Below are 22,836 nucleotides of genomic sequence, written 5' to 3'. Positions count from 1 at the left end.
TAGTGTTATTGCTTTTCTTGCACAATTGAAATTTTTATAATATGACTATAGCAATAGACTAAAAATAGAACAAGTGAAGGTACCATCATTGTAAAATATCGTGGTTTACCTAGTAATAAAATCATTCCACCCCCATATATGAGGCTAAATAGGAGTGCAGCCTTTATTTCAAATGGTATTTTTTTTCTTGCTAAAAATGCAGGCCAAGCTATTAACAAAAGAAGGACTACAAGAAAGCCATTCGGAATGATATAGCCAAAAACTTTAAAGCTTTGTGTCTGATATGAGTTCGGAATATTAAACAAAAACCTAGTTGTATTTGCTGCAGTATTTTTAACATACTTAAGGGGGTGCTTTATCATGTTTTCAATAGCTTTAGCTTTTAAAGCACTATCCTTCTGCATATTACTAAGTGGATCTAGCTTGCGGTAGAACGCTTCATGATTTGCAATTAAAAGTGACAGATTTTCTGTTTTCTTTGAAGTTTTATCCTTCGCAACATCCATAATCTTATTTGGTGAAAACCAATTACCATATTCATTTTCAAAAGGTGTGGCACGGTGGTATAGTATTTCTCCTCCACGTGTGCCAAGATAAAATACTTTTCCAGTAACTGAATAGGCATAAATCAGAAATGGACTTGTGACAACGAAAGCACCAATTGCTACGAATATTGCCCGATTAGTATTTGATTGCTTTTTTATCAAATACAGAATGGCCAATATTATAGCTCCAAAAAGCAATACATAAAAGAAAATCACTTTGGTCAGCACCAAAAAACCAAGGCAAAAAGAAGCCAGAATAATAGTCTTCCAGTTTTTCTTTTTTTGGTATAATGAACAAAAATAATAGATAAAACCACTCACCAAAACAAATGAAAGAGACTCAGAGTAAAGCGCAGTCATCCAATGTAATAACGGCGGGTACAGTCCAATCAATAAAGCTACAATTATAGCATATTTTTCTTTGGTGTAAAACAGGAGTGTTTTGTACAAAAAGAAAATACCAAGAACAACAAAGATTCCGTTTAACAGTTTTGGAATTAATAGATTACTTTCTAAAGCAACAAATGGTAACAGAACTAGAGGATAACCTGGACCATTGGACAAATTTGGGTTTTCAGCATCTGTATAAAACCCATGAGTCATATTTTCAGCATATGCAATATATCTGGTCTCGTCTCCTTTGAGCGGCTTATTTAATACCATTATTAAAATCAAATACAGTAATAGCAATAGCAATAGCCAAATATATTTTTTTTTCATTTAACTCATTTTTTAGCTAATTCTTTTTTGTTCTGAAGGTCCTTTAAGCAACTTTTGATACGATTAAACTCTTCGTCCGTTAATCGTTGCCCGTTAGATGCCGCTGAAAATTTTAGGTTTGTAAGGTCGGTATCATCCACTGTTTGGTCTAGAGCTTGAGTACCGACCAATTTAATTATGTCCATTGGGTTTTCACAAAAATCCTCATATGAAACTCTAAAATATTTATTCGGATCGATTTTAGCCCTGTTTACTGCAAGTATCCGATTAACTTCAAACACTTGTCGACAAATGTCATCAATATAGGCCAATGGATCACTATTGTTTTCAAAATCTTTACTGAGCAAACCCCATCCAATTTTATCACTTCCTTGAACCGTTCTGCGTGACAAAATAATAGACTGAGCAACAAAAATTGGGTCTCTATAAATTTCAACAAAGAAGATATTTGGAAATATCTTGTCAAACATTGGGGCACAAAGCGAATTTCGATTGTTCTTATTGAGAAATGGTTTTTTGGTTGTATTCAACCACGTATTAAAAAAGGTCCTCATTTCTACCTTGGATTCTTCGCTTATATCCTCAGGTGCATGGTTTCTATCCTCACCCAACCATCTATTCCAAAGAAAAAAAGCGTCGTTTGGTCCGCCAAAGCCCTGAACACTGCCAAAATAACTTTGATAACTCTTGACAGATTTAGGAATCAATCTGTGAAATAATTTAAATGCTGTTATTGGGGAATTAACAAATGACGCAATAAAATTACTGATATAACTTACGGACAAGTATCGCTCTAAGGTTTGATATAGCAGTGTCGTTCCACTCCTTGAGCCTCCTAAAACCAATATAATGGGAAGTGTCGAATCATTTGACTTTTTTAATTTTCTTTTCTCTGAATTTCGCAAAAGTAAATCAATGGGAACAACAAGTTTGGTGAAAAACTCCCTAAATAAAATTGAATAAGCGGTTTTATTTCCAGAAAGCAGCATGCGTTTAAGCAAACCGACCGGGTCTTTAAAGTTAGAATAGCTCATAATGTTACATTTTTACCTAGAGTCCCCCCTTTTTGGTCGATTAATTGAATATTGGTTTTATTACTGTTGTTTTCATTAAAATTTAATTCCGTTTTTGGAATACGTACCATTTGACATCAATTGGCGGATAAATCAATTTTAGTTTTCCAAATGATCTTGATAAGAAATTGATGATTCGTTTTTTAAAAAAGAAATTTGGTGTGTTACTATCTACTAGGGAAATTCCATGGTTAACCTTAATTCGTTTTAGAGGGAATCCCTTATTTAAGCGATCAAAACCATAAAAATCAAAAAGTTCAGAAATCGTTTTGTCAGAAAACCAATGAATTACACTTGGTGGACAGTATGCGTGCCAGTGTTTACCAATTAATTTCACTATCAGACTTTCTCGATTCCATGATTCAACGAGAATAATGCCATTGGGTCGTAAAAAGCTATGAGCCTTTTGTATGGCTATATCAAGGTCGTTAAAGTGACCGATCACCTCTATTAATGTTATCAAATCGAATTTTTGGTTGGTTTCATATGACTCTAGATCGCCAACTTGTATGTCGAAGCCAAATTCATCTTTACCATATTCTGCCATTGTTTTATTCGGCTCAACGCCATAACAAGCCCAACCCTCGTTCTCGAAACCTTTAAGTATAAAGCCCGCTGCACTGCCTACATCCAATACTTTACCTGGTTTGTCAATGTACTCAGACATCAATTTTGCATAGCGACTACCATGCTTTATCAAGATTTCTTTTTCATCTAAATAATTTGGATAGCCAGATTTTCCTTCGAAGAAATAACTATCAGAATACACTTTTTCAAGGTGTATTTCAGAATCGTTTATGCCATGGAATCTATGACCGCATGTTGTACAATCAAATATTTCATACCCGTTTTTATTCAAAAATAATTCTTTTTCTTCAGGGCAATTCCTTATGGACTTACAAGTTTTTCTCATAACATATTCTGTGTCATTAGTTGTCGCATACCTTTATTTAATGGTCTCAATCACACCCCCACACGTCAACATAGCTTCACCGTAATAGGGGTTCTTAATATCCATTTTCGCCCTTAGCCAAATTCCTCATTTGTTATTATTTGCCATAGGACACTTTTGAACATAAAGTTGCCCATATCCCATTTAAAGGAAACCTTTTCAATACCCAACCCTACAGAAAGAAGGAGCATCAGTACCTTAACCAGCTAATTCTCGATAAGAAATTTAATGCCTTTGTTTTGCATAAGAATAGATTGTTAAACTTTTAGAATATTGTTGATTAAACAACGCATACAACAAGTTCAGCCCAAGAACAGCAATGGCTGTTGGGTTTAATTTTCTAAAGTTTTAAAATCAAATGAGGAAAGTCTGATCTAGAATCTGTAAATCCCGTATCAGGGGAGGGGGTTTATAGTCCTTTAATGGGACTAGGTTTTCATCGAATCCTTCAAAGCGGCTTATATAGGAATAAACCGAAGAGGCGACGAACACTTGTTGGTTAAAAGTAAGTTGGTCAAACGAAATTTTCAAATCATCTCGACCTTCGAAAACGACCTCGACATCCGAACAGCAGCCCATCTCCATTTTCATAACTTCACAGGAACTAGAGGTTTTGGTCATTTCGGTCTTCATCAGGCAAGTATTTGCCTTGTCAGAAATGCTAAAATCTACCAATTGGTCACCACAAAAGTGCATATCCAACGAAAAGGACATTGTGGACAATAGCACAATTAGTGCTAATAAGACTGAAGTTATTTTATAGTATATTTTTTTCATTCGTAATTCAAAACTAGCAAATAATTCGATTATCTGTTTTTTTTCACTTTATTTATTTTATCTACCATTTGTTATTAACACTTTGAATTCAAGCACTTTAATTTAGTAAGTTAGAAGGACTGGAAGACTGGCATGACGGTTGGGATGTTCTAGCCGGAGCAGTTGTGGGTAGCACTTATTTATGTACTTCGCCTTATATGGAAGAACATTTTGAGCTGAGTTTTGAAAGTGGAGATGGTTCTTATACTTTGGGGATGGTTTATATGTTTTAAGACAACTATAAATGTGTATATATCCAAACAACTATTTCAGATACTAAGCAGTCCCATATTATGGCCATTTTAAAGGCCTTTTCCGAAAGTAACTTTTATTAATACTTGAAATTGTCCCATGCGTGGTCTTTTTTAATATTTTCATAAATTGACCATTAATGAGACTTTTAATTCTCCGATTTAAGATTATTCTTCAAAAATCACATGGCTCTTTATAAAATAAGCGTTCTATAAAAGATAAAGAATAATCAAAGCAGGTTAATTGGCATCAAATATTATCAAGGCCAATTATATAGATGATTTGCGTGCAAATTGCGTGCAAATGAAAAAAGCTCCAAAAGTCAAATGCTCTTGAAGCCTTATAAATATTGGTGGAGAATACCGGAGTCGAACCGGTGACCTCTTGCCTGCCAGGCAAGCGCTCTAGCCAGCTGAGCTAATCCCCCATTTGACTGGCGACAAAGAAAATACTTTTAAGATAAGTATCAAAATGTAAGAGGGTGTAAATCTACCTTTATTTAATACTTCTTAACCCTAAGCATTAGAACAGGTATTTTCACGAAAAACTCTGATTTTAAAATGGTATTCTTTTCCCAAAGTTTTTTGAAGAAACCTCTTTTTCTTCTAAAAACACAAAGTAAATCAGGTTGGTGAGATTGAAAGTGTTCTAAAACACCCTGATAGGTAGTTGCATTTTCGGTTATCGTAAGTTGTTCGCTGATATCCATTAGCGCCGGGTGTACTTTCAAATCATCCGAATCGTATCCTGGGGTTTTTACTAAAAGCAAACTTACCAAAGTGCCAAATTTTTTCTGAATAGACAGTAGTGGCTCCAATATTCGTTTCTTCTTCAAAACACCTGATTTAAAAGCGGTCAAAGCTGTTTTGAAAGGAGTAAAAACAGTTCCTTTGGGTACAATAAGTGCAGGAATGTCCGTCTTCTTTATTATTCCTCCTGTAGTATGACCTAAATACAATTCTTCCTCAATAGCATTACTTCTAGGTGAGATAATTATCAAGTCAATTCCTAATTCCTTGTCTATTTCTTTTAATCCATCAACAATATCACCATTGTATGTGGCTATTTTAATAGTTACCTGTTTTGCATCAACCTTTCCTATTATCTCCCGTAAACGTTCTTTACTACTTTCCTCGACCTTTTCTGAAATATTTGCCAATGTGCCGGCCTTTGCCGAAACGGAAAATACATCCATAACAAAAACCTGTGCTGAAAACTCAGAAGCAAAATCAACTGCATATTGTAGCGTTTCGCCTGTATTGGAAGTGCCGATAGGAACGAGGATGTGTTTCATGGAAAAGAATGTTAATTAATATTCTAAATTTACAATTAAATTGAACTTCACGAATGATTCGACGTGCAAAGATATCGGAAATACCCGACATTCTTACTATTTGTAAAGCTTGTGCGGCACATATGATTTCCAATGGAATTTACCAATGGAATGAACATTATCCGTCCGCCGCAGCGTTTGAAAAAGACATCGAAAGAGATGAATTATATGTATTAGAAGTGAATGAGAAAATCATTGGAACCATAGTTATATCTACGCTTATGGATGATGAATATGTACCTATCGAATGGCGTACACCGAATGGAAATAGTGTTTATATTCATCGCTTATCCATTGAACCTAATCTACAGGGAAAGGGTTACGCTCAAAAACTTATGGATTTTGCTGAAAACTACGCAAAAGAAAATGGTTTTGTTTCCGTTCGCCTCGATACGTTTAGTCAAAACAAACGGAATCAAAAGTTTTATGAAGCTAGGGGATATCGACGTCTTGGTGACATTTTTCTTCCAAAACAAAGCGAGCATCCATTTCATTGTTTTGAACTCGTTTTATAGATAATGAGAGTTCAAAAACCAATTATCAATTTTAAAACAATCAACAAATTGGCCATTCCGGCGACCATTGCAGGAATTGCTGAACCTTTGCTTTCAATAACCGATACAGCAATTGTTGGTAACATTCCCATTGATGGGGTAGAATCGTTGGCCGCGGCTGGTATTGTTGGTTCGTTCTTATCCATGCTCATTTGGATTTTAGGGCAAACCCGCAGCGCCATTTCCGCTATCATTTCACAATATTTAGGTGCAGGAAAAATCAATGAAGTTCAAACGCTTCCCGCACAGGCTATATTTTTGAATATCAGTCTGAGTATTTTGATTTTACTTTCGACTATATTCATCGTAGATGATATTTTCAGATTGCTTAACGCTTCCGGAAAAATATTGGAGTATTGTATTTCGTACTATTCTATAAGGGTCTGGGGCTTTCCATTAACACTTTTCGTATTCGCCGTTATGGGAATTTTTCGCGGACTACAGAATACGTATTGGCCTATGATGATTGCAATTGTTGGGGCAGTTTTGAATGTAGGCTTAGATTTTGTTTTGGTATACGGCATAGAAGGTTTTATTAACCCCATGTACCTCGATGGTGCTGCTTGGGCTAGTCTGATTGCTCAAGGAATTATGGCAATAATGGCGTTTGTTCTATTGATGACCAAAACCAATATAAGCTTGAAATTGAAATTCCCTTTACACAAAGAATTAGGTAGATTGGTTGTAATGAGCCTAAATCTTTTTGTTCGGGCAATAGCTTTAAATACCGCTTTGATTTTGGCGGTTCGTGAAGCGACAGCCTTGGGCGACAAATATATCGCAGCTCACACCATAGCCTTGAATATTTGGTTGTTCTCTGCATTTTTCATTGATGGTTATGGTGCTGCTGGAAACATTATGGGAGGTCGATTATTAGGTGCCAAAGATTATAACGGGCTCTGGTCACTGGCTAAAAAAATAATGCTCTACGGACTTCTAGTAAGTCTGGTTTTGGTACTCTTCGGATTTCTCTTCTACTACCCTATTGGGAGATTGTTCTCAAATGAAACAATTGTTTTGGAAACGTTCTATGCCGTCTTTTTTATTGTGGTTTTAGGCTGGCCCATGAATACCATGGCTTTTGTTTTAGACGGATTATTTAAGGGATTAGGAGAAATGAAATATTTGAGAAATACGTTATTGACTGCTACGTTCTTAGGATTTATCCCTGTTCTTTTTCTTGGGAAATACATGAAATGGGGACTTTATGGCATCTGGATTGCCTTTACTGTTTGGATGCTGATTCGTGGCCTTGCTTTAGTGTGGAAGTTTCGGAGAAAGTTTCGACCCTTATTACAAAAGCCTTAATTTTGAGCAAAATACTATTGCATGGGAACTGATAGAGCAAACGGAAGTTTATATACCAACATACAAGGCAAAGTTGCCACAATAGAATTTGGCCATCCAGCAAGTAATTCTTTTGTGGCTGAACTTTTAGACCGACTTACTGCTGAACTTCATAAACTTTCTGAAAATCCGGATATATCGGTAATCGTTCTAAAATCCGAAGGAGATGGAGCCTTTTGTGCTGGGGCTTCTTTCGATGAATTGATGGCGGTTTCTAATTTAGAAGAAGGCAAAATATTCTTTAGCGGATTCGCAAATGTCATCAATGCGATGCGTACTTGTAAAAAGGTCATGGTAGGTCGGATTCAAGGAAAAACAGTTGGCGGCGGTGTTGGTTTAGCCTCAGCCTGTGATTATGTGTTCGCTTCTGTAGATGCTTCGATTCGACTATCGGAATTGACCATCGGTATTGCTCCTTTAGTCATTGAACCCGCTGTTGAACGTAAAATCGGAACGGCAGCTATTTCAGAACTATCGCTCTCTCCGTCCGAATGGAAAAATGCCTATTGGGCACAAGAAAAAGGCTTGTTTTCACGAGTGTTCGATAGCCTAAAAGAACTAGATAAAGATTTGGAGTTCTTTACCGAAAAGCTATCATCTTATAATCCAGAAGCTTTGGCAGAATGGAAAAAAGTGCTTTGGAAAGACACTTCACATTGGGATACCTTATTGGTCGAGCGCGCTGCAATTACGGGAAAATTAGTGCTCTCGGAGTTTACCAGAAATGCACTATCTAAATTCAAGAAATAATAAGCCTCACTATTTTTCGTTCTAATTTCCTAACTCAATTATTTAGTAACATGGATATCTTAAGTTTTTTAAACGGAGATCTTGTCTTTCCTATTCTAGCGCTCTTCGTAGTTGTTATTTACTTTGTAAATCGTGTTCGCTCGAGACGGAAGTTCAAACGTTAAAATCGAACCTTTAACGCAACTCCCGGCTTAAATTGCATCTCTCTTTCAGATGAAAAAGCTATTTCTTTTTAGTATTTTTCCTTTGCTTCTAATGAATTGCAAGGATAATGATGACTTTAATCCAGATGCTTTAGATTGTACGGAAGTTGCCTGTACTGAGATTTTTATTTCCCTAGTAGTAACCGTAAAGGATACTGATGGGGTATTAATACCGCTAGATCGTTTTGAGGTAATCGATTCAAAGACATCCGAAGATCTTACTCCCGCTATTACTTTTGATGATTTTCAAATGGCAAGACAAAGTGGTCAATACCCCCTCTATGATGATTCATTTGTTTTTGAAAATCAAAATACCAAAAGGACTATTCTTTTTCGGGGTTTCATCAATGATGAAAAAATAGCCGAAGCTGAGTATGTCATCGACACTGATTGTTGTCATGTGAGCATTACTTTAGGTGACGCAGTTATCACTATCGATTAAGGTTTACAACTCAGCATAATATTTAGTTTCCCTTCAAAGAATTCCTACCTTTGCCGCTCAAGATTTTATCATGAGCAATATTAGAATTACCAAGCAATTCAATTTTGAGACTGGTCATGCCCTTTATGGCTACGATGGCAAATGCAGAAATGTGCATGGGCATAGTTATAAGCTTTCGGTAACTGTAATTGGAACCCCTATTACCGATACATCTCATGTTAAATTAGGAATGGTCATTGATTTTAGCGATTTGAAGAAAATCGTAAAAGAAGAAATCGTAGACCAGTTTGATCATGCTACCGTTTTTAATAAAAACACACCGCATATTGAACTTGCCAAAGAATTGACAGAACGTGGGCATAACGTAATTTTAGCCAATTATCAGCCAACTAGTGAGAACATGGTAATTGATTTTGCTGATAAAATAAAGGCTAGATTACCTCAAAATATTACGCTTCATTCTTTGAAATTACAAGAAACTGATACCTCATTTGCTGAGTGGTTCGCATCAGATAATTAAGTCAACTTCGCTTTTTCCTATCTTTACATCTAAATGACGACCATTAACATACCGCAGGGCAAAAATGTATATTTTGCTAGTGACAATCACCTAGGTGCTCCTACTATAGAGGCTAGTCGTCCTAGAGAAAAAAAGTTTGTGGCATGGTTAGATGAAATCAAAACAGATGCCGGAGCAATATTCCTGCTCGGCGATCTTTTTGACTTCTGGATGGAATATAAAACGGTTGTTCCCAAAGGATTTATCAGAACTTTAGGGAAATTGGCGGAAATTTCAGATTCCGGTATTCCTATCTACTATTTCGTAGGCAATCATGATTTGTGGATGAATGGCTATTTTGAAGAAGAACTCAACATTCCCGTCTTTCACAAACCTCAGCAATATGAAATCAACGGTGTTTCTTTCTTTATAGGTCACGGCGATGGTTTAGGGCCTCATGATAAGGGCTACAAACGAATGAAAAAGGTATTTACAAACCCAGTTTCAAAATGGCTGTATAGATGGTTGCATCCCGATTGGGGTGTTCGTTTGGCACAATACTTTTCAGTAAAGAACAAATTAATTTCTGGGGACGAGGATGCGCAATTTTTAGGAGAAGACAAAGAATGGTTGGTTCAATATGCCAAACGAAAACTGGAAACCCAACACTACGACCATTTTATCTTTGGACATAGACACCTTCCCTTAGAAATCGAATTAGAAGGTAAATCAAAATACACCAATCTCGGGGATTGGATTAACTACTACACCTATGCTGTTTTTGATGGCGAACAACTTTCTTTGGAGAAATACCCTAAGGACTAGTTGCTTCGTGTTCTTCAACAGCAGACTGCAAATCAAGCTTTCGAAAAGACGGTGAGATAAATGCGGTGAAGCCAACTGTCAAAAGTGTCATTGTTCCTCCAAATACTACCGCTGTAACTGTGCCCATAAGCTTAGCTGTTGCTCCACTTTCGAAAGCTCCAAGCTCATTTGAAGAACCCACAAAAATAGAATTTACCGAAGCCACTCTGCCCCGCATTTCATCTGGAGTTTTCAATTGCAGTATGGTTTGACGAATTACCATTGAAATTCCATCCAAAGCACCACTCATAAATAAGGCAAATACCGATAGCCAAAAGGAAGTTGAAAGTCCGAACACAATAATACTTATCCCAAATCCAAATACTGCCCAAAGGAGTTTTTTTCCTGCATATTTATGAATAGGAAAGCGGGTAGAACCCACCATGGTTATCACTGCTCCTACCGCTGGAGCCGCTCTTAAAACTCCAAAACCTACAGAGCCAACTTGCAAAATATCTTGGGCAAAAACAGGAAGCAAGGCAACAGCTCCACCGAAAAGTACGGCAACCATATCCAAGGTTAGGGCTCCAAAAATAGCCTTTGATTCAAAAACAAAATCTAGTCCTTCTTTTAAACTTTGAAAAACAGGTTCACCAATTTTCGGATTCATAATAGGCTTTCGCGAAATTTGTGAAATAGCAATCAGGGCTATGATGGAAAATGCGAGTATAAGACACATAGACCAATGAACGCCAATGAAGCTAATTGAAAATCCAGCTAAAGCTGGGCCTAGCACTGATGCCATTTGCCAAGTAGTACTGCTCCATGTAGCCGCATTCGGATAGGCCCTTTTAGGAACGATTAAAGCAATCAATGAGAAAATAGTTGGGCCTATAAAGGCACGGACAATTCCTCCCAAAAAAACTAAAAAATAAATAGAATATAAAATGGCATTTGAACTTATTTCTGATGTGAGAGAAGGGTCACTTAATAGAAAAAGCCCGAGACTGATAACCGAGAAGCCTAGAACACATTTAATCAGTAGGTTTCGTTTTTCCTTTTGATCTACAATGTGACCAGCGAATAGTGCCACCAAGACCGCGGGAGTAACCTCTATAAGTCCAATAAGTCCCAAAGACCAGGGGTCTTTTGTCATTGAATATACTTGCCATTCAATAACGATAAACTGCATTGACCATGCAAATACCATGGCAAAACGGGCTGCTAAAAATATATTGAATTCTCGAAATCGGAGGGCAGCGTAGGGGTCAAGGGATTTAGACATTAAATCGTGATTTCTATTCGATTCCCCTCAGGGTCTAAAACTACACTTTCATAGTACCCATCTCCTGTTGTTCTTGGCTCGCCAACAATTCTAAAGCCATCTTTCCTTAACTTTTCAGTAAGGAAATTGACCCTCTCTTTGGACCCAACTGAAATCGCAAAATGAATTAATCCCAAGTATTCCTTTTCAAGACGATCTGAAGTCAATATCTCTGGTTTGTGCATCAGTTCAAGTCGCGAACCTTCCTTAAAACTCAGAAAATAAGAAGTAAAGTTCTTCTTATCGTTCACATATTTTTCTCCTGATTGGGCATCAAAATAGTGCTCGTAAAAACTTCGCATATTTTCAATGTCAGAAACCCAAATGGCAATGTGTTCGATTCTCATTTCAAATCTTTTAACTTCAATTGCAAACTCACATTGCCCTGCCACTCGTTTTCATCTAATGAGAAAACCGCATCAAAGGTCTTTCGATTAATGATCAACGGAAGTTTATCTCCCAAATTAAAACCTATACCTCCTATGGGTCCCCAGCCATCTTGAGTAACGGCAAGTTTAAGGTGTGCACCATCTTGCCCCACGCCTTTCGCATAACCAGAATCTTGAAGGTTTTCCGCCATAAAAACGGGTGTCATATTTCCTGGACCAAACGGAGCAAACTGTTTTAAAATCCGCATTAATTTAGGGGTGATGTCTTTTACTTCTATGGTCATGTCCACTGCAATTTCTGGAGTAAGCAAGTTTGGGTCAATGGTTTCGGAAACTACTTTTTCAAATTGATGTTTAAAATTACCATACTGTTCTTCTAGCAAGGTTAGCCCTGCGGCATATTTATGTCCTCCAAATTGCTCTATGTAATCAGAACATCCCTTTAGGGCATTATACACGTCAAATCCTTTCACGGAACGAGCCGAAGCCGCCAATTTATCTCCACTTTTGGTAAACACCAAAGTTGGGCGATAATAGGTTTCCGTCAATCTGGAGGCTACAATACCTATAACCCCTTTGTGCCACGAGTCTTTGTAAACGACAGATGTGAATCCTTCTTCTTCCTTATTTTGCTGAATTTGGGCAAGGGCCTCTTGCGTAATTTCTTTGTCAAGACTCCTACGGTCGATATTATATTTTTCTATGCCCGCGGCAAACTTGGTTGCCTGATCTATATCCGTTTCGGTCAATAGATTTACGGCATGTTGCCCATGCTTCATACGTCCAGCCGCATTGATACGCGGGGCGATGATAAAAACCACATCGGTAATCGTAAGAATCGGTTTTTTTGTTTGATTGATAATTGCTTTAAACCCAATTCTCGGATTGGAGTTGATAACCTTTAGTCCGTGATAGGCCAATATTCGATTTTCTCCTGTTATGGGGACAATGTCAGCACCGATAGCAGTTGCCACCAAATCTAAATAGGGAATCAAATCATCAATCGTTTCTTCATGTTGTGAAGCCAAAGCTTGAATCAATTTAAAACCAACTCCGCAACCACAAAGCTCATCATAGGGATATTCACAATCATCACGCTTAGGATCTAAAACAGCAACGGCTTCCGGCAAACTATCTCCAGGACGGTGGTGGTCACAAATAATAAAATCAATTTGTTTCTCTTGGGCATACGTTACTTTGTCAATCGCCTTTACGCCACAATCTAAAGCAATAATCAGTGAAAAATCATTGTCTTCTGCAAAATCGATTCCTTGATAAGAAACGCCGTAACCTTCTCCATATCTGTCCGGAATATATGTAGCCACATTAGGGTAAAAGCTTAAAAGATAGGAAGAAACCAACGCTACGGATGTCGTTCCGTCTACGTCATAATCGCCATACACTAGGATGTTTTCACCTTCAGCTATTGCAGTTTCAATTCGGGCAACGGCAACATCCATATCCTTCATCAAAAAAGGATCATGCAAATCAGAAAGTTGCGGACGGAAGAACTTTTTTGCCGTTTCATAGGTCGAAATTCCTCTTTGTAACAATAAATGCGCAACCAAAGAATCGATCTTTAGCTCCGAGGCCAGGCGGTCAATTTCTTTTTGTTCAGGTTTTGGTTTTATAGTCCAGCGCATTCTAAATGATTATACTTCTAATTCCCTTTTTATAAACGCATCAATATACCTAGCAATCTCCTCGCCCTTTTCCTCCTGCAAAAAATGTCCGGCATCTTTGATTATAATTTTTTGCTGATCATTAGCCGTCGGAATTAATTTATAAAAGAACTTTTCCAAACCTCCTAACACTTTGTCTTTATCTGAAAATAATACCAATGCTGGTTTATTCCAATTGGTTAAAACCTCTCTTGCCTTTTTAAGATACTTTACCGAAGGGTCATTCTTCTTGCTTGGTACTAATGAAGGAAAAATTCTTGCGCCGGCCTTATATTTTTTATTTGGAAAAGGAGCGTCATAGGCACTTAAAACCTCTTTCGAAAGATTAGTATAACTAGCATATTTAATAATGCCACTCACAGGAATCGACGGATGATATTTGGCGAACCACTGCCAGATTCTAAATGGTAATTTTAGAGGTTTTCCTATGGGTAAAAAGGTATTCATAATCACTACTCTCTTAAACCAATCTGGGTGCTGACCAAGTAGGCCGAGACCCAATAAACCTCCCCAATCTTGAACGACCAAAGTAATATCCTTAAGCTCTAGCTTCTCACAAAAATGAGTCAATGTCTTTAAATGGAATTCATAACTATAGTCTTTGGTTTGAGTCGGTTTATCTGATTTTCCAAAACCAAAAAAATCAGGGGCAATAAAGCGGTAACTTTCTAATTCAGGTATGAATTTTCGATATAAGAAACACCAGCTAGGTTCGCCATGTAATGCTAAAATTACCTTCCCCGAACCCTCATCCAAATAGTGCATTTGCATATCTTGAAACTGCACATAGTTTTCTTTAAAATCAAAACCAGGCAGGTTTTCAAAACGCTTCGAAGGTGTTCTTACAAATTCCATTCAACTTCAACTAGTTGTAATGAAAAATGGTTTTGATATCAAGCTCTGCAAACTGGCGAAACATTTCCATTACGCCGCAGTACTTTTCAATAGATAAATCCACCGCTCTTTGTAGCTTCTTCTCTTCAAGATTTTTTCCATGAAAATGGTATTCGATAACCACTTTGTCATAAAACTTAGGATGTTCATCCGTAAGATTGGCGATTGTTTCAATAGTAAACTCTTCCACCTCCAATTTCATCTTCTTCATTAAAGATGCAACGTCTAGTCCAGAACACCCAGCAAGGGAAGAAAGCATCAAAGCTTTCGGTCGAAATCCACTGCTATCGCCACCGTCTTCTTTCGCAATATCGATTTTAAAATTATGCCCTGAAGGGTTATTACTTTCAAAGGCCATATTTCCTAGCCATTTCGTCATAATATGATTTGTAGTCGCCATAAATTTTCGTTTCTTGTGTGTTCACAAAAGTAAGATAAAAACTACTTAAAAAATTTACAATATGCCCTTAGTAAATCCGCTTGATTCAAGTCATAGTCCTGAAACTGCAGAACTGGCCAAATTCTTTAATGAAACCCTAGGGTTTTGCCCGAATTCGGTATTGACAATGCAACACCGCCCTGCCATTTCAAAAGCTTTTATAAATTTAAACAAGGCAGTGATGGCTAATGAAGGTCGTGTGACTTCAGCCTTAAAACGTATGATTGCCTGGGTAAGTAGTAATGCTACAGGATGTCGCTATTGTCAAGCACACGCCATTCGTGCCGCGGAACGTTACGGAGCTGAACAAGAACAATTGGATAATATTTGGGAGTACCGAACCCACCCTGCGTTTTCAGAAGCAGAACGTGCTGCTTTGGATTTTTCTTTACAAGCTTCACAAGTTCCAAATGGCGTAGATGCTGAAATCAAAGCGCGTTTATACGAACATTGGAATGAAGGTGAAATTGTAGAAATGCTTGGTGTGATTTCTTTATTCGGATATTTGAATCGTTGGAATGACTCCATGGGAACATCTATCGAAGAAGGTGCTGTTGAAAGTGGCGACCAATATTTAGGAAAACACGGTTGGGAAAAAGGGAAACATGATGGGAGTAGGTATTAGATTTTAGACCGCTTCGCTTATAGATATTGGACCCTGCCTTTTTGGTAGGGTTTAGTTTTCGATGAAATCATATAAGTTTCCAAGTATTTGGTCAAGTTTAGGGTTATTCAATATAAGTTCCTCATAACTAATATTGGAATTCAGAAAAAAATCGCAAAGGCCTGTTTTATACGTACTATTCAAAGTTTCAGATTTACCATCAGGCTTAAATTTTCTTTGCTTACTAACAGGTATTCCTGCCTCTTTAAAATTATCCATATAAAATTTAGCAATTCCTACTTTCTCGAAGTCGGATTGTTTAAAATCAATCTTTTTCAATTTATCTTCGGCTTCCTTCTTTACCAACTTTTTCATGTAATTCTTAATCGTAACCTTCGGTAACAAGTTCTCAATTTCCCTAACTACGGTGCTTTGATATTCAAAATTTTCAGATTCAGCAGATAATTTTTCTAGTTCTATTCTTCTTTTCCCCTTTGCTGTCCTCATGTCTGCGTTATCCGAATCAGCCAACAAGTAAATCTTTTTGGATAGAGCAAATGAATTGATTTTCTCCCTAACTTCTTTGGGGTTTTCTTCAAATTCATCCTCTTCAAATAAATAATGCGCGATTAAATTGCCCCCATATTCAAAAAATGCAAAATCAATATCTTCTTTAAGATATTCATTCTCATGGTGTTCACAATATAGCCTTAGAAATTTAGAAATATACTTTCTATCTGTTGGACCTTCTACCCACAATGAAGTATTCGCTAAAAACACAGAAGAAGCATTAACACCTAATAGGTCAAGAACTTCCTTATTTGGTTTGACATTTGTTTTTATATCAAATCTCTCCTTGCTTTTTTTCTCAAATTGGAATATCGAAATTTCATTACTTTCAATAGACTTGTCCAAAAGATGGTTAGAATGGGTTGTAAAAAAATATCTAAGATTTTTAGTTTTTAAAAAATCATCATTAATTAAGGTTTCAATAAAAATCCTTTGCAACCCTGGATGCAAATATGTTTCTGGCTCTTCAATAAAAATCCAAGTATTTGTGTGTGCTGTGAATATTGGAAATAGCAATAATATTATCGATTGAATACCATCTCCAATATCATGTATTTTTCTTTCTTCTCCATCAACATAAACTCTTAAAACATTTTCCTGTAAATGTGATATTATTTCAACACTCTTGCCTCCAAAAAAATATTTAGACAAAAAAGATTCAAAGCGTTCAAAACCAATTCTTTGTTCTTTTAAATCATTTCTAATATTTAAGACTTGATCGAATAAATCAAGTCCTGTAAAAATTTTATACATCTGCTCTTTTAAGTCGTAAAGTTCTACGACTGTTTCAACAAAAGCTCTTTCATTGATTTTTGTGCTTTTTTTAATACTCCTTAGTATAGGGATGTACAGCTTATTTTTGACTTGATTCTTTGTGCTAAATTTTATCTCATCTCTAAAGGATTTTAAAATATCAAATAACTCTAGCTTTTTAAAAAGAGCTCGTGTCCTAGTGCTGTCAATAGGGGAGCTTTCCATTAAGCCTCCTGTCTTTTTCTTTATTTCAGAGATGTCTAAATCTTCTTTACTAATTATTTCTTCCAGTTTTGGCAGATACGAATCTGGATTGCCAACTATTTTATTGTAATCATCTTGCATCCGGTTTACTTCGTGCATTATTTTACTTACCTCAGTAGCAACAAGATGATTCAGACTATTTAAAAGACTATATTCTTTATCAATCCATTTTTGATATTTTTCAATACAACTTTTAATGTTTTGTTCTGAACTTGAAATTTCAAACATCCCTTTTTCGGACTTTAACAGCCCTCTCAAAAATCTACTTTTGCCAGAGTTATTTGCACCAACGAATAAATTCAATTTCGAATATGGGCCAAGAAAGTCTAATTTTTCTTTATCAATATTTGAAAACACTCTTAAATCATTGCTATAGTAAACACTCTCAGCACCACCATCTCCAAATTCATTTGGCATCTGACTATCATGAAAAACAAATTTTAAATACATGTAGGAAATTTAGTCCAAAAAGATTTATTGTCAAACAATCTTTGAAACCATTTTTTGTAGTTCCTCAACAACTTCAATATCAAACCAAGGATTCTTCGTCAGCCAAAATCGATTTCTTGGAGAAGGGTGCGGCAACGGGAAATATTTAGGAGCATATTTTTTATAGGCCTTAACGGTCTCTGTCAAATTCTTTTCCATTTGCTCTTTCAAATAATACTTCTGGGCATAAGTACCTATTAGAATAATTAATTCTAGGTTGGGCATGCTATCCCAAAGTTGTTGGTGCCATAAAGGAGCGCATTCTGTTCGCGGTGGTAAGTCTCCCCCTTTTCCTTTTCCGGGGTAACAGAAACCCATCGGAACTAAGGCAATTTTGGTTTCATCATAAAAAACTTCATCAGAAACGCCTAACCATTTTCGCAATTGTCTTCCACTAGGGTCATCCCATGGAACTCCTGTTTCATGAACTTTTGTGCCAGGCGCTTGGCCTATGATGATGATTTTTGCATCAGGGTGACAGGCGACAATAGGTCTTGGACCTAAAGGCAAATGGGCCTTACATACCTCACAAGCTCGTATGTCTTTCAACAGTTTTTCCATGGTCAAAAGTTTTTTAAATGTATGAAATGCTTAGCGAACAGGTGTTACCATAAGTTTGATTCCCTTTTCCGTATGAATAACTCTGTGTATGGTAAACATTTTTTCTTTAAAGGCAATCCATTCATTAGTATGCGGTTGAGTCTGAATCTGAAGTCATCCAAGGTGCTCTTTGGTGCTATTGTCAATTAAAACTACTTTCATCATATACCATAAATTGGTAACCCACCAAAGCATGCAAAACTTTGCATGTTTGGTGAGAAACCAACCAATTTTTTAATTTATACAAGCTTAGTTTGTACTGGACTCTGGCTCTGCCTTATGTAGACCTACTACAACTAAAACGGTAGCTCCAATAATCCAATAGTACATAGCATCTATTCCTTCAAAGGATAAAACAAAAGGAGCTGCTATAAAAACTACGGCCACCAAAAAATCGACAATAAGGTGAAACTTATAAGGTATCACTCGAAAGGCACCCAAATGGTGGTCAGTCAATAGCGTTAGTACAAATGCTGCAATTCCTGTTGCAATGGAAAGCTGCATAGCCAATGGGTTAGCACTTCCTAGTCCTAGCAAAAAGGGTAAAGCTATTAAGGCAAGAGCAACTGGGTAATCTAAATAAGCGTGTATTTCTTTTGTAACAAATTTCATGTTTCTATTATTTTATGGTTGGTGTTTTTTTAATTGTGTGTTTTACTTAAGCCTTTCCAGTTCGTATCTGCGACACCTTTCAACTTCGTATGATCGTTGTCCACCAACCATAATTGTTTGGCATCCAATTCTACATTGTTCAAGAACAAGTAGTACTTTCCGTCTTGTACGATGAATTTATTTGGGTCTACCCTGAACTTAGCTCCGGCATAAATTCCAAAGGCACAGAAACCACCATACTGAGGTAAATACTTATCAGGGTTCTTATCAAAAGTTGCCTTTTGCTCAGCTGAAGTGAAGTAGTATGCCATTTTTTGGTGTTCAGACTTATACGCTTTGTTACCTCTTTGAGCCAAGCCTAAGTCTAAATACGACACGGGACTATATCCTTCTAAGGCAATGTTACTATTATCGATATTATTCGCCTTGTTATCTTGAGCTGATATCGTAGTGGCAAATACGAAAGCAATTACGGTTACTATTGTTTTTAAAGTTTTCATTTAAATAATTTTAAATTGTTATTGTTCTTTTTTAAGCGGCGTTAAAGTATTCTTCCTGAATTACTTTCCCTTCCTCGTTCCAAACACGACGAATGATTTCATGCCAGTAAATTTTGCTCCCATCTTTCATGTCAAAATCAAATGTAAATTCTGAGGCAGAGACGTTTCCGTCTACAATAGAATTATGGTGTGTTATTCCATTTACAGCAGCAATTGCTCCTGCGAAACCTTCCATTTTAGAAATCATTTCAGGTTTTCCGTTCGTTGCACCACCTCCATAGTCTGAAGTAGTAGCGTTATCCGCAAAGTATTGCTTTACAGCATCAACAATAGCTCCTTGAGCTACGATTGCATCTATTTTAGTTACTTGTGTTTTAATATCCATCTTACTCTTTTTAGTGAATTTTTACACTGCAAAGATGGAGTATGTTTGAAGTTTGTTTAGTACAAAAAAGGCGCTAAGAATTGTACTTTTCTGATTGGAAAGCTGTGGGAGTCTTACCTGTATAGTGTTTAAAGAAGTTCGAAAAATGATTAGCCTCCTCAAAACCCAATTGATATGCAATCTCATGAATTGGAGTGTCTTCGGCTAATCTAATTTTCGAAGAACTTATCAGTTCACTCCGAATTAATTGCCCTAATGAAGTATTCAGTTTATCACGGGTTTTTTTGGAAAGTGTTTTTACCGCTAGATTCATCTTGTCAGCATAGAACTCCAATGAGCGCTGTTCGGCATGATATGCTTTTATAAGACCGATGATGTCTTGAACAAAAGTATCACGTTCTTTAAAATCAAAATTCATACGAAACTCTGAAGGTGTACTGCCAGTGGTGTTTTTAAATATTCTATTAAAATATGCGGCATCTTTATACCCCATTTCAAATGAAATCTCTTGTATATTCTTATCTGAAAAAGCAATTTTACGCTTGCTTTCTACCAATCTTTTTTTACTCAACAATTTGTTGATTGACAGGCCGATTTTTTTGTGGACCAATGCTTGTGCATCCACTCCATTTTCATTTATCAACTTGACCAAATCAGTATTGGACAGGTTATTGGGGAATTGTTCATCTATTACCTCTTTGACATCAAAAATAATTTGATATTCGCTCCTACTTGCTTGAAAAGGATTCTGCCAATACCATTGTTTGGAGGAAATATCGATAATCTCCTGAGTATCTTCGGAAAAAATAGATTTGTCCAAAAAGCTTTTGCAGTCAGAACATTCTGCAAAATCAATATATCCCAAGGATATTAAATGTTTGAAAAGAACACGAACGTCTTTATTCCGGAACATGGTTTCGTCAGGAAACTCTATTTTGCGCACCACAAAATCTTCGGATAAAAACTTGATATATTGGCCCTTTTCAAGGTAAATGGCTTTGTTTTCCCAGTCAAAATAATTCTCAAAATCTACTTGAATATTTCCTGAACCCTCAAGGATATGGATAAGGGTATAGCTGTCTATGAAATAAACCTTGTCGATTTCAGGAAGAAGCTTCGTTACCACAAGATGTTGGTTTTTGAGGTTTTAGTCGTAAAATATTAATAGTGTTAACACTGTATACTCTAAGCAAAATTTAGGTAACAAAATAACTCTTTAATAAATAAATGGTCAACATTCCCCAAAAAGTGCCAGTGGCCATGCTTAGAATAGCCAAAACAATCGCATGAGGCATCCATTTCTTTTCGTAAGCAGCTGTTACAGCGGGTGCTGTTGCGATACCTCCAACATTGGCCATGCTAGCGATGGGCACCCAGGCCATATTCACATTCAACAACTTCGCAATTAATATCATAAAGACAAAATGACCAACAAGCCAAACGATTAAAAACCCTAGAAACGAAGTGTTGAAGCCTAAGGTGGCGAATTGAAGTTTTAATCCTAAAACAGCCATAACGATGATGATTAATAAACCTCCTATTTTAAGGGTAAAGTTGAAATTCCATATGGGAATAAAATTGCTTAGTACTAGGCCTAAAAAAGAAAGGATAACCACCCTACCCACAAAACTTTCGATTATGAAATTGCAGGCAACAACACCTCCTAAAAGTATTAATCCACATAGCCAAGGAGATAATGGATCTTTAGCTTCAGTCCGTAAATCCTCTGGTATGGTGATATCAGTAATCTTAAATCGCTTGTTTAAAAACTTACTTTTCTTAATTGTCTGAAACATCAAAATCGTCCATATATTGACCAAGATATTATCCATCACCAAAACGGATAGGAAGATATTTTCAGGACATTCAACCAGCTCTTTTAATACCAACTGGCTTGTACTTCCACCAATCCAGCTTCCCACGATAGGTGGAATTCCTTTCCAATAGTCCTGATTGATTAAGGTTTCGTTTACCAAATTGCTGTCCATTAGACCCAATCCCAAGAAAACGGGGAAAACAGCAATGAATAATGAACCCGCTACAAATACTATAATTGGTTTCCATCCGATGGCTTTTAATTGTCCAATAGACAAACTGCTCATTACAGCTATGATTGCCAATGGAATAAGATAATCTTTGCTAAAATTATGTATATCTGCTTGAGAGTAGTCAACGTCCATAAAAAAAGATATCGACGCAGGAATCAAATAGGCTAACAAAATGGCTGGTACCCAATCGAAAAGTGATTTAATGTGTTTGTTTTCCCAACGGTCTAGAAAGTAAACAGTGATTACAGTGAAAAATGAAATGACCCATGGTGTTAACATGAGTTCAATTTAAAACAATTCACGATAGTAAAACAACTATTTCTTTCCCCCAACCACAATAACAATTTCGCCTTTGGGCGGTTTTTCAGTGTAGTGTTTTAAAATTTCTTCGGCAGTTCCACGAATGGTTTCTTCGTAGAGTTTGGTTAATTCCCGTGAAACTGAAACAGATCTATCTCCACCGAAATATTCTACAAAATTTCCTAGTGTTTTCAATAGTTTATGTGGAGACTCATAAAAAACCATAGTTCGTGCTTCTTCTGCTAAAAACTTCAAACGAGTTTGCCTTCCCTTTTTAACAGGGAGAAATCCCTCAAAAACAAATTTATCATTGGGGAGTCCGCTATTCACGAGTGCGGGAACGAATGCCGTCGCGCCTGGTAGACTTTCCACTTCAACTCCATTTTCTACACAAGTGCGGGTCAACAGAAATCCCGGGTCAGAGATTGCTGGGGTGCCTGCGTCGGAGATCAGCGCAATCCTCTCTCCAGCTTGTATACGTTTTACAAGTGCATCAGCAGTTTTGTGCTCATTATGCATATGATGACTTTGCATGGGAGTACTGATTTCAAAGTGTCGCAAAAGCTTTCCGCTAGTACGGGTGTCTTCCGCTAGAATCACATCCGCTTCTTTTAGCACACGAATTGCGCGCAAGGTCATGTCTTCTAGGTTTCCTATCGGCGTAGGAACTAAATATAATTTTTCCATTCTATG

Annotated in this window: 25 protein-coding genes and 1 tRNA gene; 7 read left to right on the top strand and 19 right to left on the bottom strand. The window is 36.8% G+C overall.

Annotation, left to right across the window (positions count from 1 at the left end; all coding sequences use genetic code 11):
* Positions 1-5 precede the first annotated feature (5 nt).
* The 6 genes from FEE95_RS06745 to FEE95_RS06715 all read right to left on the bottom strand — a co-directional run bounded on the left by FEE95_RS06745 (position 6) and on the right by FEE95_RS06715 (position 5,652).
* Entirely contained in the window at positions 6-1,265 is a 1,260-nt protein-coding gene (locus tag FEE95_RS06745; RefSeq protein WP_138657113.1) for an ArnT family glycosyltransferase, read from the bottom strand.
* A 5-nt stretch (positions 1,266-1,270) separates the two neighbouring features.
* Positions 1,271-2,299 (bottom strand): sulfotransferase, encoded by a 1,029-nt coding sequence (locus FEE95_RS06740; RefSeq protein WP_138657112.1) that lies wholly within the window; start codon positions 2,297-2,299, stop codon positions 1,271-1,273.
* 82 nt (positions 2,300-2,381) lie between these two features.
* Positions 2,382-3,251 (bottom strand): class I SAM-dependent methyltransferase, encoded by an 870-nt coding sequence (locus FEE95_RS06735; protein ID WP_138657111.1) that lies wholly within the window; start codon positions 3,249-3,251, stop codon positions 2,382-2,384.
* 393 nt (positions 3,252-3,644) lie between these two features.
* Positions 3,645-4,067, bottom strand: a complete 423-nt coding sequence (locus FEE95_RS06725; RefSeq protein WP_138657110.1) for an HYC_CC_PP family protein — start codon at positions 4,065-4,067, stop codon at positions 3,645-3,647.
* Positions 4,068-4,708: 641 nt separating this feature from the next.
* Positions 4,709-4,785, bottom strand: a tRNA-Ala gene (locus tag FEE95_RS06720).
* A 72-nt stretch (positions 4,786-4,857) separates the two neighbouring features.
* Complete coding sequence (locus tag FEE95_RS06715; protein WP_138657109.1) at positions 4,858-5,652, bottom strand: universal stress protein; 795 nt, start codon at positions 5,650-5,652, stop codon at positions 4,858-4,860.
* Between the two features lie 53 nt (positions 5,653-5,705).
* Here FEE95_RS06715 and FEE95_RS06710 point away from each other — a divergent pair, with 53 nt between their 5' ends.
* The 6 genes from FEE95_RS06710 (at position 5,706) to FEE95_RS06685 (ending at position 10,311) form a co-directional block, all read left to right on the top strand.
* On the top strand, positions 5,706-6,206 hold the full coding sequence (locus FEE95_RS06710; protein ID WP_138657108.1) for a GNAT family N-acetyltransferase: 501 nt from the start codon (positions 5,706-5,708) through the stop codon (positions 6,204-6,206).
* A gap of 3 nt (positions 6,207-6,209) precedes the next feature.
* On the top strand, positions 6,210-7,553 hold the full coding sequence (locus FEE95_RS06705; protein ID WP_138657107.1) for an MATE family efflux transporter: 1,344 nt from the start codon (positions 6,210-6,212) through the stop codon (positions 7,551-7,553).
* A 21-nt stretch (positions 7,554-7,574) separates the two neighbouring features.
* Positions 7,575-8,342, top strand: coding sequence for an enoyl-CoA hydratase/isomerase family protein (locus FEE95_RS06700; RefSeq protein ID WP_138657106.1), 768 nt, complete (start codon positions 7,575-7,577; stop codon positions 8,340-8,342).
* A 213-nt stretch (positions 8,343-8,555) separates the two neighbouring features.
* Complete coding sequence (locus FEE95_RS06695; RefSeq protein WP_138657105.1) at positions 8,556-8,987, top strand: hypothetical protein; 432 nt, start codon at positions 8,556-8,558, stop codon at positions 8,985-8,987.
* Positions 8,988-9,057: 70 nt separating this feature from the next.
* A complete protein-coding gene (locus FEE95_RS06690; RefSeq protein WP_138657104.1) occupies positions 9,058-9,507 on the top strand; it encodes a 6-pyruvoyl trahydropterin synthase family protein in 450 nt (149 codons plus the stop codon).
* Positions 9,508-9,549: 42 nt separating this feature from the next.
* A complete protein-coding gene (locus FEE95_RS06685) occupies positions 9,550-10,311 on the top strand; it encodes a UDP-2,3-diacylglucosamine diphosphatase (RefSeq protein ID WP_138657574.1) in 762 nt (253 codons plus the stop codon).
* On the opposite strand, the gene FEE95_RS06680 is transcribed toward FEE95_RS06685, so the two are convergent.
* The 5 genes from FEE95_RS06680 to FEE95_RS06660 are packed head-to-tail and all read right to left on the bottom strand — an operon-like array spanning position 10,301 to position 14,979.
* The gene (locus tag FEE95_RS06680) at positions 10,301-11,575 is read right to left on the bottom strand and encodes an MFS transporter (RefSeq protein WP_138657103.1); all 1,275 of its coding nucleotides are present in this window, start codon (positions 11,573-11,575) and stop codon (positions 10,301-10,303) included. The two genes, FEE95_RS06685 and FEE95_RS06680, sit on opposite strands and share 11 nt — an antisense overlap.
* A complete protein-coding gene (locus FEE95_RS06675) occupies positions 11,575-11,961 on the bottom strand; it encodes a VOC family protein (protein ID WP_138657102.1) in 387 nt (128 codons plus the stop codon). Before FEE95_RS06675 ends, FEE95_RS06680 begins: the two co-directional genes overlap by 1 nt.
* On the bottom strand, positions 11,958-13,646 hold the full coding sequence (recJ, locus tag FEE95_RS06670; protein WP_138657101.1) for a single-stranded-DNA-specific exonuclease RecJ: 1,689 nt from the start codon (positions 13,644-13,646) through the stop codon (positions 11,958-11,960). The genes FEE95_RS06675 and recJ overlap by 4 nt, the downstream gene beginning before the upstream one ends.
* Before the next feature lie 9 nt (positions 13,647-13,655).
* Positions 13,656-14,540 carry a haloalkane dehalogenase gene (locus tag FEE95_RS06665; RefSeq protein ID WP_138657100.1) on the bottom strand — a complete coding sequence of 295 codons (885 nt, stop codon included), beginning with the start codon at positions 14,538-14,540 and terminating at the stop codon, positions 13,656-13,658.
* Between the two features lie 10 nt (positions 14,541-14,550).
* Complete coding sequence (locus FEE95_RS06660) at positions 14,551-14,979, bottom strand: OsmC family protein (RefSeq protein WP_138657099.1); 429 nt, start codon at positions 14,977-14,979, stop codon at positions 14,551-14,553.
* A gap of 61 nt (positions 14,980-15,040) precedes the next feature.
* On the opposite strand from FEE95_RS06660, the gene FEE95_RS06655 reads away from it, so the two are divergent.
* The gene (locus tag FEE95_RS06655) at positions 15,041-15,643 is read left to right on the top strand and encodes a carboxymuconolactone decarboxylase family protein (protein ID WP_138657098.1); all 603 of its coding nucleotides are present in this window, start codon (positions 15,041-15,043) and stop codon (positions 15,641-15,643) included.
* Positions 15,644-15,694: 51 nt separating this feature from the next.
* Here FEE95_RS06655 and FEE95_RS06650 read toward each other — a convergent pair whose 3' ends face one another.
* The 8 genes from FEE95_RS06650 to rsmI form a co-directional block, all read right to left on the bottom strand.
* On the bottom strand, positions 15,695-17,659 hold the full coding sequence (locus FEE95_RS06650; RefSeq protein ID WP_138657097.1) for an AAA family ATPase: 1,965 nt from the start codon (positions 17,657-17,659) through the stop codon (positions 15,695-15,697).
* A gap of 30 nt (positions 17,660-17,689) precedes the next feature.
* The gene (locus FEE95_RS06645; RefSeq protein ID WP_138657096.1) at positions 17,690-18,259 is read right to left on the bottom strand and encodes a uracil-DNA glycosylase family protein; all 570 of its coding nucleotides are present in this window, start codon (positions 18,257-18,259) and stop codon (positions 17,690-17,692) included.
* 288 nt (positions 18,260-18,547) lie between these two features.
* Complete coding sequence (locus FEE95_RS06640; RefSeq protein WP_138657095.1) at positions 18,548-18,910, bottom strand: SPW repeat domain-containing protein; 363 nt, start codon at positions 18,908-18,910, stop codon at positions 18,548-18,550.
* 29 nt (positions 18,911-18,939) lie between these two features.
* Complete coding sequence (locus FEE95_RS06635; protein ID WP_138657094.1) at positions 18,940-19,410, bottom strand: YHS domain-containing (seleno)protein; 471 nt, start codon at positions 19,408-19,410, stop codon at positions 18,940-18,942.
* Positions 19,411-19,441: 31 nt separating this feature from the next.
* A complete protein-coding gene (locus FEE95_RS06630) occupies positions 19,442-19,795 on the bottom strand; it encodes a hypothetical protein (RefSeq protein ID WP_138657093.1) in 354 nt (117 codons plus the stop codon).
* 73 nt (positions 19,796-19,868) lie between these two features.
* A complete protein-coding gene (locus FEE95_RS06625; RefSeq protein WP_138657092.1) occupies positions 19,869-20,921 on the bottom strand; it encodes a helix-turn-helix domain-containing protein in 1,053 nt (350 codons plus the stop codon).
* Between the two features lie 70 nt (positions 20,922-20,991).
* A complete protein-coding gene (locus FEE95_RS06620) occupies positions 20,992-22,122 on the bottom strand; it encodes a DUF819 family protein (protein ID WP_138657091.1) in 1,131 nt (376 codons plus the stop codon).
* A 36-nt stretch (positions 22,123-22,158) separates the two neighbouring features.
* The gene (gene rsmI / locus FEE95_RS06615) at positions 22,159-22,830 is read right to left on the bottom strand and encodes a 16S rRNA (cytidine(1402)-2'-O)-methyltransferase (protein ID WP_138657090.1); all 672 of its coding nucleotides are present in this window, start codon (positions 22,828-22,830) and stop codon (positions 22,159-22,161) included.
* Between the last annotated feature and the right edge of the window lie 6 nt (positions 22,831-22,836).

This window comes from Maribacter algarum (ex Zhang et al. 2020) (assembly GCF_005885635.1).
Classification (GTDB): Bacteria; Bacteroidota; Bacteroidia; order Flavobacteriales; family Flavobacteriaceae; genus Maribacter_C; species Maribacter_C algarum.
Note: the sequence above shows the minus strand (reverse complement) of the source record. Positions and strands in the feature narration are given on the sequence as shown.

What these genes read in the sequence shown, in the direction of transcription:
- FEE95_RS06645 (WP_138657096.1), bottom strand. Translation starts at nt 18,259, where the DNA reads ATGGAAAAACTGTTGAAAGACATACGAGCTTGTGAGGTATGTAAGGCC.
- recJ (WP_138657101.1), bottom strand. Translation starts at nt 13,646, where the DNA reads ATGCGCTGGACTATAAAACCAAAACCTGAACAAAAAGAAATTGACCGC.
- FEE95_RS06620 (WP_138657091.1), bottom strand. Translation starts at nt 22,122, where the DNA reads ATGTTAACACCATGGGTCATTTCATTTTTCACTGTAATCACTGTTTAC.
- FEE95_RS06740 (WP_138657112.1), bottom strand. Translation starts at nt 2,299, where the DNA reads ATGAGCTATTCTAACTTTAAAGACCCGGTCGGTTTGCTTAAACGCATG.
- FEE95_RS06630 (WP_138657093.1), bottom strand. Translation starts at nt 19,795, where the DNA reads ATGGATATTAAAACACAAGTAACTAAAATAGATGCAATCGTAGCTCAA.
- FEE95_RS06680 (WP_138657103.1), bottom strand. Translation starts at nt 11,575, where the DNA reads ATGTCTAAATCCCTTGACCCCTACGCTGCCCTCCGATTTCGAGAATTC.
- FEE95_RS06640 (WP_138657095.1), bottom strand. Translation starts at nt 18,910, where the DNA reads ATGAAATTTGTTACAAAAGAAATACACGCTTATTTAGATTACCCAGTT.
- FEE95_RS06735 (WP_138657111.1), bottom strand. Translation starts at nt 3,251, where the DNA reads ATGAGAAAAACTTGTAAGTCCATAAGGAATTGCCCTGAAGAAAAAGAA.
- FEE95_RS06655 (WP_138657098.1), top strand. Translation starts at nt 15,041, where the DNA reads ATGCCCTTAGTAAATCCGCTTGATTCAAGTCATAGTCCTGAAACTGCA.
- FEE95_RS06675 (WP_138657102.1), bottom strand. Translation starts at nt 11,961, where the DNA reads ATGAGAATCGAACACATTGCCATTTGGGTTTCTGACATTGAAAATATG.
- FEE95_RS06725 (WP_138657110.1), bottom strand. Translation starts at nt 4,067, where the DNA reads ATGAAAAAAATATACTATAAAATAACTTCAGTCTTATTAGCACTAATT.
- FEE95_RS06690 (WP_138657104.1), top strand. Translation starts at nt 9,058, where the DNA reads ATGAGCAATATTAGAATTACCAAGCAATTCAATTTTGAGACTGGTCAT.
- FEE95_RS06700 (WP_138657106.1), top strand. Translation starts at nt 7,575, where the DNA reads ATGGGAACTGATAGAGCAAACGGAAGTTTATATACCAACATACAAGGC.
- rsmI (WP_138657090.1), bottom strand. Translation starts at nt 22,830, where the DNA reads ATGGAAAAATTATATTTAGTTCCTACGCCGATAGGAAACCTAGAAGAC.
- FEE95_RS06660 (WP_138657099.1), bottom strand. Translation starts at nt 14,979, where the DNA reads ATGGCGACTACAAATCATATTATGACGAAATGGCTAGGAAATATGGCC.
- FEE95_RS06665 (WP_138657100.1), bottom strand. Translation starts at nt 14,540, where the DNA reads ATGGAATTTGTAAGAACACCTTCGAAGCGTTTTGAAAACCTGCCTGGT.
- FEE95_RS06695 (WP_138657105.1), top strand. Translation starts at nt 8,556, where the DNA reads ATGAAAAAGCTATTTCTTTTTAGTATTTTTCCTTTGCTTCTAATGAAT.
- FEE95_RS06635 (WP_138657094.1), bottom strand. Translation starts at nt 19,410, where the DNA reads ATGAAAACTTTAAAAACAATAGTAACCGTAATTGCTTTCGTATTTGCC.
- FEE95_RS06710 (WP_138657108.1), top strand. Translation starts at nt 5,706, where the DNA reads ATGATTCGACGTGCAAAGATATCGGAAATACCCGACATTCTTACTATT.
- FEE95_RS06650 (WP_138657097.1), bottom strand. Translation starts at nt 17,659, where the DNA reads ATGTATTTAAAATTTGTTTTTCATGATAGTCAGATGCCAAATGAATTT.
- FEE95_RS06705 (WP_138657107.1), top strand. Translation starts at nt 6,210, where the DNA reads ATGAGAGTTCAAAAACCAATTATCAATTTTAAAACAATCAACAAATTG.
- FEE95_RS06715 (WP_138657109.1), bottom strand. Translation starts at nt 5,652, where the DNA reads ATGAAACACATCCTCGTTCCTATCGGCACTTCCAATACAGGCGAAACG.
- FEE95_RS06745 (WP_138657113.1), bottom strand. Translation starts at nt 1,265, where the DNA reads ATGAAAAAAAAATATATTTGGCTATTGCTATTGCTATTACTGTATTTG.